At 70.7% G+C, this 10,360-nt stretch carries 11 protein-coding genes, 2 tRNA genes and 1 pseudogene; 6 read left to right on the forward strand and 8 right to left on the reverse strand.

Annotated features, from left to right (window positions below; all coding sequences use genetic code 11):
* The first annotated feature begins 298 nt into the window (after nucleotides 1-298).
* Nucleotides 299-1,810, forward strand: coding sequence for a S8 family serine peptidase (locus tag DEIPI_RS0106485; RefSeq protein WP_027481250.1), 1,512 nt, complete (start codon nucleotides 299-301; stop codon nucleotides 1,808-1,810).
* Between the two features lie 126 nt (nucleotides 1,811-1,936).
* Here the strand turns inward: DEIPI_RS0106485 and DEIPI_RS29055 are convergent, their stop codons facing one another.
* From DEIPI_RS29055 to DEIPI_RS29060, 3 genes are all read right to left on the reverse strand, one after another.
* Nucleotides 1,937-2,938, reverse strand: coding sequence for an SDR family oxidoreductase (locus DEIPI_RS29055; protein WP_045233735.1), 1,002 nt, complete (start codon nucleotides 2,936-2,938; stop codon nucleotides 1,937-1,939).
* 16 nt (nucleotides 2,939-2,954) lie between these two features.
* On the reverse strand, nucleotides 2,955-4,067 hold the full coding sequence (locus DEIPI_RS0106495; protein ID WP_027481251.1) for a glycoside hydrolase family 43 protein: 1,113 nt from the start codon (nucleotides 4,065-4,067) through the stop codon (nucleotides 2,955-2,957).
* Nucleotides 4,068-4,327: 260 nt separating this feature from the next.
* Nucleotides 4,328-4,993 (reverse strand): cupin domain-containing protein, encoded by a 666-nt coding sequence (locus DEIPI_RS29060; protein WP_211238253.1) that lies wholly within the window; start codon nucleotides 4,991-4,993, stop codon nucleotides 4,328-4,330.
* Nucleotides 4,994-5,071: 78 nt separating this feature from the next.
* Here DEIPI_RS29060 and DEIPI_RS0106505 point away from each other — a divergent pair, with 78 nt between their 5' ends.
* Together DEIPI_RS0106505 and DEIPI_RS37490 are read left to right on the forward strand one after the other, a co-directional pair.
* Entirely contained in the window at nucleotides 5,072-5,326 is a 255-nt protein-coding gene (locus DEIPI_RS0106505) for a hypothetical protein (protein ID WP_027481252.1), read from the forward strand.
* 5 nt (nucleotides 5,327-5,331) lie between these two features.
* Nucleotides 5,332-5,475 carry a hypothetical protein gene (locus DEIPI_RS37490; RefSeq protein WP_157463502.1) on the forward strand — a complete coding sequence of 48 codons (144 nt, stop codon included), beginning with the start codon at nucleotides 5,332-5,334 and terminating at the stop codon, nucleotides 5,473-5,475.
* 45 nt (nucleotides 5,476-5,520) lie between these two features.
* Here the strand turns inward: DEIPI_RS37490 and DEIPI_RS0106515 are convergent, their stop codons facing one another.
* The 5 genes from DEIPI_RS0106515 to queF form a co-directional block, all read right to left on the reverse strand.
* The gene (locus DEIPI_RS0106515) at nucleotides 5,521-6,867 is read right to left on the reverse strand and encodes a hypothetical protein (RefSeq protein ID WP_027481253.1); all 1,347 of its coding nucleotides are present in this window, start codon (nucleotides 6,865-6,867) and stop codon (nucleotides 5,521-5,523) included.
* Between the two features lie 87 nt (nucleotides 6,868-6,954).
* The gene (gene queC, locus DEIPI_RS0106520; RefSeq protein ID WP_027481254.1) at nucleotides 6,955-7,662 is read right to left on the reverse strand and encodes a 7-cyano-7-deazaguanine synthase QueC; all 708 of its coding nucleotides are present in this window, start codon (nucleotides 7,660-7,662) and stop codon (nucleotides 6,955-6,957) included.
* A gap of 1 nt (nucleotide 7,663) precedes the next feature.
* Nucleotides 7,664-8,356 carry a 7-carboxy-7-deazaguanine synthase QueE gene (locus DEIPI_RS0106525; protein WP_027481255.1) on the reverse strand — a complete coding sequence of 231 codons (693 nt, stop codon included), beginning with the start codon at nucleotides 8,354-8,356 and terminating at the stop codon, nucleotides 7,664-7,666.
* Nucleotides 8,353-8,763, reverse strand: a complete 411-nt coding sequence (locus DEIPI_RS0106530) for a 6-pyruvoyl trahydropterin synthase family protein (RefSeq protein WP_027481256.1) — start codon at nucleotides 8,761-8,763, stop codon at nucleotides 8,353-8,355. Before DEIPI_RS0106530 ends, DEIPI_RS0106525 begins: the two co-directional genes overlap by 4 nt.
* A 2-nt stretch (nucleotides 8,764-8,765) precedes the next feature.
* On the reverse strand, nucleotides 8,766-9,206 hold the full coding sequence (queF, locus tag DEIPI_RS0106535) for a preQ(1) synthase (protein ID WP_027481257.1): 441 nt from the start codon (nucleotides 9,204-9,206) through the stop codon (nucleotides 8,766-8,768).
* Nucleotides 9,207-9,500: 294 nt separating this feature from the next.
* Between queF and DEIPI_RS0106540 the strand changes: the two genes are divergently transcribed.
* The 3 genes and pseudogenes from DEIPI_RS0106540 to DEIPI_RS29065 form a co-directional block, all read left to right on the forward strand.
* Nucleotides 9,501-9,574, forward strand: a tRNA-Gly gene (locus DEIPI_RS0106540).
* A gap of 3 nt (nucleotides 9,575-9,577) precedes the next feature.
* Nucleotides 9,578-9,701 (forward strand) — tRNA-OTHER (locus DEIPI_RS37495).
* Between the two features lie 106 nt (nucleotides 9,702-9,807).
* Nucleotides 9,808-10,360: pseudogene (locus DEIPI_RS29065) on the forward strand (TROVE domain-containing protein); the annotation flags it as partial.

Consider the following 10,360-nt stretch of genomic DNA (forward strand, 5'->3'; position numbering starts at 1 on the left):
CGACGTGTACGTCTACTTCGACAACGACGTCGGCGCGCACGCGCCCTTCGACGCGCTCGCCCTCGCGCGGGCGCTCGGTCGGGTCCTGCCGGGCCCCTCATGTGAAGTGTGATGAATTCGCCTGCACTCCTGGCGCGGTCGCCGCTTGACGGATAAATATTCGTTCAATAGACTCATCGCGATTCGTACAAAGACGAACAGTCGTCCCGGGGACGCCGTGACGGCGCGTGAATTCGCGCCGCGACGCTCGCCTCCCTCGAGGAACGACGACGCGCGTGCGCGCGGGAAAGCAGGACGGATGAAAAAGCTTCTTCTCGGCCTCACCTCAGCCCTCATCCTCGCCGGTTGCCAGCAGACTGCCGCCCCGCAGGCAGCCACGGGTGACGCCGGCGCCGTGAGCGCCCTCGGCAGTAGCGTGGCCGCCAACCGCAACTACGTCGTGGTGTTCCGGAACGAACAGCTTCCCGCCGGCGCCGCCGAACGCGTCAAGGCCGCCGGGGGCAAGGTCGGTCGTCAGCTCGGAGGCGCGGGCGTCCTCATCGCGAGCGGCAACGCCGCCTTCGCCGCGAAGCTCGCCAAGGACAGCGCCGTCCTCGCCGTCGGCCCCGAGCATCTCTACAGCCTGCCCGACTTGAAGACCGCCCGGCTGTCCGCCACGGACGCGCAGACCGAGACGATCGGCGCGCCCACCAAGGCGGACCGCTTCTACAGCTACCAGTGGGACATGCGCCGCATGAATGGCCCCGTCGTGTGGAGCCGCATCCCGCTCGAAGCGCAGCGCAAGGTCACCGTCGCGGTCCTCGACGTGGGCGTGATGGACACCCACCCCGACCTCGTCGGGCAGGTCGTGGACCGTGTCGGCACCAACTACTGCCGTGAAGCCGACGTGAACGGCAACGAGAGCTACCCCGTCTACAGCCGACTGATCGACTTCACCAAGACGCCCGACTTCGATTCCTCCAAGGACAGCTGCGTCACCGTTCCCGCGAACGAGGTCACGTACGAGGACCACGGCACGCACGTGGCGGGCACCGTCGCCGGCAAGTTCGGCGGGGGCGGCATCGTGGGGCTCGCGCCGGGCGTCGGCATCGCCGCGTACAAGGTCTTCGACCGCTACCGCCTCGTCGGTGCGGACGGCAAGGTGGCCGACCGTGTCGGCGGCTTCGATGGCCCGATCTTCGCGGCCATCATGGACGCGGCCAACAAGGGCTACGCGGTCGTCAACATGAGCCTCGGCAGCGCCCTCGACCGCTCCAACAAGGACGACAACGCCTCGTACCTCGCGTGGAACCGCGTCGCGCGCTACGCCACGAAGAAGGGCACCCTCATCGTCGCGTCGGCGGGCAACTCCGCCGAGAACTCCAACGGCACGGTCGCGCACATCCCGTCCGACCTGCCGGGCGTCGTGTCGGTCTCCGCGACCGGCTCGAACGACCTGCGGATCGTGAACGGCCAGTACACCGCCCAGCCCGGCTCGGACGTGCTGGCGTTCTACTCGAACTACGGCGCCTCCACCGACGTCTCCGCTCCCGGCGGCGACTGCGGCCCCGGCTACCCGAACACGTGCGACGCGCCGTACCTGATCCTCTCCTCGATCATCGACACGGACGGCACCCCCTGGTACGGGTTCCTCGCCGGGACGTCCATGGCGAGCCCGCACGTCGCGGCCGTCGCGGCGCTCGTCAAGAGCGTGCACCCCACGTGGACGCCCAACGAGATCCGCGATCAGCTCAAGTCCACCGCGCAGGCCGTGGGTGACCGTCAGAAGTTCGGTCAGGGTCTCGTGGACGCCGACGCCGCCACCCGCTGACCATCCCGCACGAGCCCGCCCCGCCTGACGGGGCGGGCTCGTTCCATGAGGCGCCACGCACCCCCATGCGCGCGGCCCGCCCCGGTGGAGCTCCCCCTCCCGCGGCTCCGGTCGGGCCGCCGACCCTCACCCCGGACGGCGCGCCCGCGCGGGCGCGTACGCCTCGACGATGGCGTCCATGGTCCGGTCGAGCGCCCCGTCCACGGTGCGCCGCGCGGGGTCCGCGTCGTACCACGCCATCACCTCCCGCGCGCCCCGGGAGAACGGGATCGTCGCGGTGAAGTCCGGCACGGCCCGCCTGATCTTGGCATTGTCGAAGATCATGCTGTGCGCCTTGTCGCCCAGCAGCCCCTCGCCCCACGCGGGGTCGAAGGACGCGATGACCTCGCTCGGCACGTGCACCACGTCGGGCGTGACGCCCGCCGCCTCCCCGACGATCGCGAAGATCTGGTTCCACGTGAGCCACTCGTCCGAGGTGATGTGGAAGACGTCCCCCAGGACGAGCGGGTTGCCCAGCAGCCCCACGAGGCCCAGCGCGAAGTCCCGGTGGTGCGTCAGCGTCCACAGGGACGTGCCGTCGCCGTGCACGATCACGGGCCGCCCCTGCCGCATCCGGTTCACGACGGTGTACCCGCCGTCCATCGGCAGGAGCGTCTCGTCGTACGTGTGCGAGGGCCGGACGATCGTGACGGGAAAGTCCTCCTCGCGGTGGGCGCGCACGAGCCGGTCCTCGCAGGCGATCTTGTCCCGCGAGTACCCCCAGAAGGGATTGACGAGCGGCGTGGACTCCACGATCGGAAGCCGCGCCGGGGGCGTCTGGTACGCGGAGGCGGAACTGATGAACACGTACTGCCGTGTGCGCCCCCGGAACAGCGCGAGATCCGTCTCGACGTGCTCGGGCGTGAACGCCACCCAGTTCACGACCGCGTCGAAGCTCAGGTCGCCCAGCGCCGCCCGCGCGGACTCCGCGTCGCGGATGTCGCCGCGCAGCACCCGCGCGCCCTCGGGAACGGGACGGGCGCTCGTCCGGCCCCGGTTGAGCAGGTACACCTCGAAGCCGCGCTCCAGCGCGAGGCGCGTGCAGGCCGAGCTGATGATGCCGGTACCGCCGATGAACAGGACCCTCATGACGCCTCCTCGCGGCTCACTCGAAGAACTTGAGGCCGTAGCCGGTGTCCGTCGTGGCGCCCGGCACGCCCGCGCGCGAGTACGTGGTGTTCCCCCACCACATGAACGATCCCGAGTACCACGTGCGGTTGCTCCACGAGTACGTCGTGCCCTTGGGCACCGCGTGGTACGCCAGGGGGAACTTCGAGCCCGCCGGGGGGCTCGTGCCGATGTCGCCATTCAGCAGCACGAAACTGTGATGGCCGGGGCCGTTCACGTACAGCGTCGGGTCCCAGCCGCTCATCAGGGTGGAGCGGTTCGAGCCGAACAGGCAGCCGTTGGACTTGTACCAGTCCCACACGTACGTCGGGTCGCCGCCCGCCCGCAGCCTCAGGTCCGCGAGGCAGTACTGTTCGCTCCAGCTGCCGTTGGCCGAGTACACCACGTGAAGCTGACCGTTCGGGTCCCGGATCGGCTCGGGCGCCTCGTTGATGAAGGGGTTGCCGACCACCCGCTCCCACGACTCGCGCGGCTGCGAGATGACGTACCGCGCGCCGGTCGTGGCGGTCGGGCTGGACATGCGGGCGACGTAGAGGTTCTGCTCGACGTTCGTGTCCCCGGCCCAGCCGGACCACACGAAGTACCGCTGGTTGTTGAAGAAGAACGAGGCGCCGTCGATCGCCCACTTGCCGTCGGGCAGGTTCATGAGCTGCGGGCTGCCGTACCCGCTGCCGGGACTGGCCGAGTCGGTGGCGTACATGCGCTGCCCCGCGCCGCCGTCACCGGACGCGAAGTACACGTAGTAGCGGCCCGTGCCGGGATCGCGGACGAGTTCGGGCGCCCAGACGTTCGGCAGGTTCCTCGGCGCGGACCAGATGAGGGTGCGCGCGGCGCCCGCGAGGCCGTCCACGCTGCCCGCCGAGCGGGAGTAGATGTTGTTGCCGTCGGATTCCACGGAGTAGTACGTGCTGCCGACGCGGATGACGCTGGGGTCCGCGTTCCTGATCCCCAGGCTGCCCTGCGGCGTGACGGTCACGGAGCCCGGCGAGGTGTCCTGCGGGGTGACCCCGCACGCGCCGAGCGTGAGGGCGAGAACGCCGAGCAGGCCGGGGAGGGCCGGGAGGGGCGGGGTTCGGCGGACGTCGGTCATGTGACGCTCCTTTCGCCCGGGCGCGCGGGCGGGACACGGGGGGACGCTCCCGGGGCGCGCGTGGAATGGCGGCGGAACCCAGGCTGAACCGGCGGAACTTGCGGTTTTTCCGATTCACCCTACGTTCGCCGCCCCGGGCCGGACAAGGGCCCCGTCTTGCGGTGGCGTTCACGTCCGGGACCGTCCGGCGCGGCGAACGCAGAGCTGCCGTGGCGTCGTCGTCCGCGCGCGAGGGGCGCCCCTCGCGCGCGGACGATAGATCAGGACGCCCGGGCGGGACGCTCGTCGGGCCGCGCCCCACGCCGGATCCGCGTGGCGTAGTGCGGGTAGCTCCCCCGGTAGCCCAGCAGCCGCGCGATGGGGGAGACCACCGCGCCCACCGCGACCAGCACCCACCTCGGCGGGCTCGTGAAGGTCAGCACGTCCTGGAACTCCTGACCGAACAGCACGAGCTGGAACAGGTTCGGCATGCCCTTCGCGTTCGTCCTGCCGTCCTGCGCGAGGCCGAACAGGTTCGCGACCATCTCCAGGAAGCGGTCGCCCGGCGTGATCTCCACGCGGATGAGGGCGTCCTCGTCGCCCGCGTTCCACCAGTCGTGCACCGTCCCCGCCGGGCAGTGGACCCGCTCGCCGACGGGCGCGATGCCGCGCCGCTCGCCCACGAGCAGCCCCACCTTCCCGCGCAGCACCGTGAACGTCTCGTCGATGCTCGGGTGGACGTGTGCGCCCGCCACGGCCCCGCCGGGCCGCACGAGAATGTCCACCACCAGACGGCGTCCGTTCTCGTCGCTCGGCGCCTCCACCACGTACCCGTGCTCGCCCGTCACCGGGTTCTCCAGACTGTCTCCCGCGTACACCTCGATCATGTCGTGCTCCTTCCCGACGGACGTTCCGTCCTGACGACCGCAGGGTAGACGTGGGAGCATGACGGCAGGATGTTCGGTCCCGGAACGACCGGCGGCGCCGTCACCCGGTCGTCATGCCCGCCCGCGCATACTCCGCGTATGAACACCGACCCCACGCCGGAAAAAGCGATCCGGGACCTGCTGGTGCGGGCCTGGCACCACGCGATCCAGCAGGACCACCTCAGCGACGAGACCCTCGGCCAGCTCTGGGTCCGCCTTCAGCAGCTCGACGCGGACCTCGAGAGGGCGGTCCTGAACCAGCAGGCCATGTCCTTCTCGGAGCGTCTCCGGGCGCTGGAGGCGCTGACACGCGCCGAACTCGCCGTCCTGCTGGGAGGAGGTGCGTTCGTCTGAGCGTCGTGTGGATCGTTCTGGGCACCGCCGCGTTCATCGGGCTGGTCTCGCTGGCCGTGTTCCTGCTCGCGGGGTCGGGCGGCCCGTCCGGGCAGGCGGGCACGATCGACCTCACGTCGCCGCCGGACCTGCTGCCGTTCGACGACTGAAGGGGCGGGCGCGCTGGTGCGCCCGCCCCTTCGGTCGTCCGGTGTTCAGTTCCGCCTGAAGAAGAGGTCGCCGCCCGTCCCGCCGGACCGCAGGACGAGCTCCTTGCCCTGCAGGCCCACGAGCTGCGTCTCCGTGGAGGCGCCCAGCGTCCCCCAGCGGTCGAAGCTCGGCTGGCAGGTATCGATCTCGCGGTAGGCGCCGCGCGTCACGTGGAAGGTGAGCTTCGCGCCCGTCACGCTGACCTTCCCGACGCGTTCCACCGTCGTGAGGGTCGCGCAGTTCTCGCTCTGGAAGTCCTGCGTGAACGTGACGGAGCGGAACGAGCCGTCCTCGCGGACGAGGAGGTCCACGTCCTGCCTGAGCTGCGTGGGCGTCCAGTCCCATCCGGCCTGCGCGCCCGCCACGCCGAAACCCACGGACGTCGTGAAGCCCTGCGTGAGCCGTTTGACGCGGTTCTGGGTCGTCCAGCGCCCCGCGACGGCCTTCACGGCGGTGGACTTGAAGATCGTGTCCGGCGCGGGCGGACGCTTCGGGCTGGGCGCGCCCCGCGTGGCGAGTTCGCCCGAAGGCGCGAGCGACAGCGTGATGTTGCCCGCGCCGGGCTTCACGAGCTGCAGGCCGTCGCGCGCGGAGTTCAGGTACGTGCCGAGCAGGTCGGGGCCGTCCACCTCGCCGTTGCCGTTGATGTCGGCCCACCCGACGAGCGAGTAGCCCTCGTCGGCGAGTCCGTCCACCCTCCAGCGTGACGAGCGTCCGCTCAGCTTGATCTGGGTGGCTGCGGAGCAGTCGTCGGTGCCGAAACGGCACGCGAGGACGATGACGCCGCGCACGTCGTACCCGAGCGGCGCGATCACGGTGCCGCTCAGCAGGCCGTCCCCGCGTGCCTGCGTTCCCAGGTCGCCCACGAGCGGGGCCGCTTTCGCCGCCACGTTCGGCGCGAGGCTCGCCGCGCCCGTGCGGAAGGGGTCTGGCACGCCGTCCTGTTCGCGCATCCAGATCACGGCGGCCCGGTAGGGCGCGCTCACGCGTGCGGGCGTCAGGCCGTCGATGGTGTACGCCCCGTACAGGTCGCCCCGGTCGAGCGTGCCGTTGCCGTTCACGTCCTTCCACGCGACCACGCCGCGCGGCGAGGCGGGCGCGTCGTCGAAGCGGAACCAGGCGCTGCCGCCGTCCTGACGGGTGATGCTCTGCGTGACCTGCGTGCCCTGGACGCAGTCGCCGCGCGCGTCGAGGTCGCACACGACGACCCACGTGCCGCGCACGTCGTGCCGTCCGGGCGTGTGGACGGAACCTTCGAGACTCGCCGCGTGGGCGGCCCCGGCGAGGAGTCCGGCGAGAAGGGTCAGGGGACGCGCCGCGCGGCGCCACGTTCGTGCGTGTCGTTCGGTCATGGGACGCACGCTACCCGGCGGGCCGTGACGTCAGGATGTCGGGGTGGGCGCCGCGGAGGCGTGGCGGTCCTCCGCCGGGCCGCCGCGTCAGACGCCGAGGAGTTCGCGGCCCTTGGGGGTGGCGAGCTCCGGATGCCCGGCCTCCACGAGGGCCCGGTCGCGGATGCGGCACGAGTCGCACACCCCGCACGGCTCCTCGCCGCCCTGATAGCACGACCACGTCTCCAGCACCGGCACCCCCAACTCCAGCGCGGTCCGCACGATGTCCGTCTTGCTCAGACTCACGAGCGGCGCCACCAGCCGCGCGCCCCGACCCTCCAGCCCCGCCTTCGTCGCCAGGTCCGCGAGCCGCTGGAACGCCTCCAGGTACTCCGGGCGGCAGTCCGGGTAGCCGCTGTAATCCACCGCGTTGATGCCCAGGAAGATCGCCTCCGCGCTGATGGCCTCCGCGAGCGAGAGGGCCACCGCGATGAACACCGTGTTGCGTCCCGGCACGTACGTCGGCGGGATCACCCCGTCCTCCGTCCCCGCGGTGGGCACCGCCATGGTCTCGTCCGTCAGGGCGCTCCCGCCCCACAGGCTGATGTTCACGTCCACGATCCGGTGCGCCGCGCCGAACCGCTCGGCGATGCGCGCGGCGCGCTCCAGTTCCACGGTGTGCCGTTGCCCGTAGCGGAAGGACAGGGCGGTCACGTCGTACCCGTCGCGTGTGGCGATGGCGAGGACGGTGCTGCTGTCCAGCCCGCCGGAGAGCAGCACCACCGCGCGCTTGCCGCCGTTGTTCGTGTCGGTCATGTCAGTACCCCAGTTCCAGGTTGCCCCCGAGGGGGACGAGGCGTTTGTCGCTGTGCGCGTCGAGGTCGTCGGCGCGGTAGAGCTTGTGCATCTGGTACCCGGCGCGCAGACGCGGGTTCTCTTTGACGGCCTGCGTGATGGCGTTCAGCACAGTGATGTCGCGCTCTCGGGCCCGGCTCCACTCGGGGTGCAGCCAGATCACGGCGTCGTCACGCAGGCCGGTGAGGGTCGCGAGCCCGGCGGGAATGTCCTCCGGGTCATGCACGATGATCTTGACCTCGTCGGCGCGCGCCACGATCTCCCTCAGGGGGTGGGTGCCGAAGGGCTTGGGCGACAGGGTCACCCAGTCGATCTCGCCACGCAACGGGGCGATGCCGCTGGTTTCGAGGTGCACCTTGCGGCCGAGCGCGTGCAGGTCGTCCACGAGGTCGGTGAGGTCGAACAGGATCGGTTCACCGCCGGTGATCACGACGACCGCGCCGTCGGGACTGCCTTGCTGCACGAGCGCCGTGATCTCTTGTGGGGTCATGAGCTTGACGTGGTCGGGGCGGTAGGCCTTGTGCCAGGTGGCGGCACTGTCACACCAGGGGCAGGCCTGCGGGCAGCCGTACAGACGCACGAAGTAGGCGGCGCGCCCTAAATGGACGCCCTCGCCCTGCCAGGTGTAGAAGTGCTCGTGGACGGGGAGTTTCATTCCCAGTACTCGCAGGCACTGTCGGGGGTTTCCCAGACGGTGACCTTGAGCCTGAGGTCGCTTCCGTCGTCGCCTTCGGGGAGGTCGGTGCGGACACGGCGCAGGGTCTCTCGGTGGAGGTAGGCGGCGATGACCTCGGCGGTGGTGTCGTCGCCGAGGTCGGGGTGGTCGTTGAGGAAGGTGTGGTCGAGGCCGCCGTGGGTGACGTCCTTCTTGGCCCACTTGAGGGTGCGGAAGTCGGCGACCATGATGGCTCTCTTGAGGTGGGCGCTGGGGCGGAGGCGGTCGGACTGGAGTTCGAGACGGACGCGGTAGGTGTGGCCGTGGAGGCGGCCGCAGGGGCCGTCGTAGCCGGTGATGGTGTGCGCGGAGTCGAACGTGAACTCCGTCGTCAGTTTCCAGGGCACGGTCAGGCGTCCGGGGCGGTGTACTTCGCCGTCACGACCGTGTTGATGCCGCCGCGCACGCCGTAGTCGCAGGTGATGGTGAGGCGTTCGGGCTCCAGCAGCCGCACGAGGTCCGACAGGACGCGCCGCGTGGCGTGCTCGTGGTAGATGCCGACGAAGCGGTAGCTCGTCAGGTAGTACTTCAGGCTCTTGAGCTCCACGCACTTCTCGCGCGGCACGTAGCGGATCTCCAGCCGTCCGAAGTCCGGGAGGCCGCTCCACGGGCACACGGGGCTGAACTCGTCCGTGCTGATGACGATCTCGATGGGGTCGCCGGGGTACAGGGCGGGGTCGTCCTCGCGGACGTGGGCGAAGGTGTCGAGGACGGCGACGTCGATCGCGTCGAGGCCCTGCACGTCGTAACGGCGGTCGAAGCCCTGCGGGCGCGGTTCCTGGGTGGTCATGGTGGTGGCTCCTTCTCGGCCGCCGCGTGACACGACGGGCCAGGCCAACGCGACAGGTCGGCCCGGCCCGAGTCTAGCGCGCGGGGGACGGGACGGATGAGCCCCGAAGGGGACGTGGCGTGCCCGCGCCCCGCCCGAAGGCTTAGATGCCCGCTACGCCTTTGCCCGCATGTGCCGCCGCGCGCGGCCCGGTAGACTTCTCGCGTTCCCCCGCTCCGGGCCGAAGACCGACGGTTACCCCTTTGTCCAAGGTACAGACCATCCGTCGGTCACGCCTCGTCCGGAGCGCTCTTCGCGGGTCTCGTCCAACCGCAGGACGCCGGCGTGCCACGCCGGAGATGGAGGTGCGAGTCCTCCGGCCTGCTCCACGTGGGGCGGTAGCTCAGCTGGTAGAGCAGGAAATCCCCTCGGCGCACCTTGCCCCGTGGGCCGAAGCCTGAGGGTTACCACTTCTTAATGGCCGTGTCGCCGGTTCGAGTCCGGCCCGCCCCACCACCGTCTCCCTGCCGGGAAGCGGGTGCACTCCACCTGCTTCCCGGCGTCTTTTCGTCCGTCCACGCCTTGTGCCGTGGGTGGAACCGCCCCGAGAGGAGGGCCACCGATGAAGAACTACCTCAAGGCCGTCTCCCCCCGGCACGCTCATCAGCGCGAGCGGCTGCCGGGCCGTCACGACCAGGTCCGCAACCACGCGGGCGGGTTCGTGTTCGAGGTCACGGGCGAGACGCGCTTCCTGCGCTTCCTGATCCTCGGCACGGAGGGCGGCACGTACTACGTCGGCGAGCACGCGCACACGAAGCTGGAGACGGAGTTCGTCGCCACCTTCGCGCGCGAGCACGGCCTGCGGGCCGTGGAGCTCGTCGTGGACGTCGTGACGGGGAACCGCGCGCCGAAGGCGGACCCGGCGCTCGTGGCGCTCGCGGCGGTCGCGAAGCTCGGCGATCTCGCCGCGCGCCGCGCCGCGTGGGACGCGCTGCCGCTCGTGGCTCGCACGGGCACGCACCTGCTGCACTTCCTCGCGTTCGTCAGGGCGTTCGGCGGATGGGGCCGCCTCACCCGTGAGGGCGTGGCGCGCGTCTACCGCGAGACGGACCTCGCGCGGCTGGCGCTGTGGGCGGTGAAGTACCCCTCGCGTGACGGCTGGTCGTACGCGGACG

This window comes from Deinococcus pimensis DSM 21231 (assembly GCF_000519345.1).
GTDB classification, from domain to species: domain Bacteria; phylum Deinococcota; class Deinococci; order Deinococcales; family Deinococcaceae; genus Deinococcus_A; species Deinococcus_A pimensis.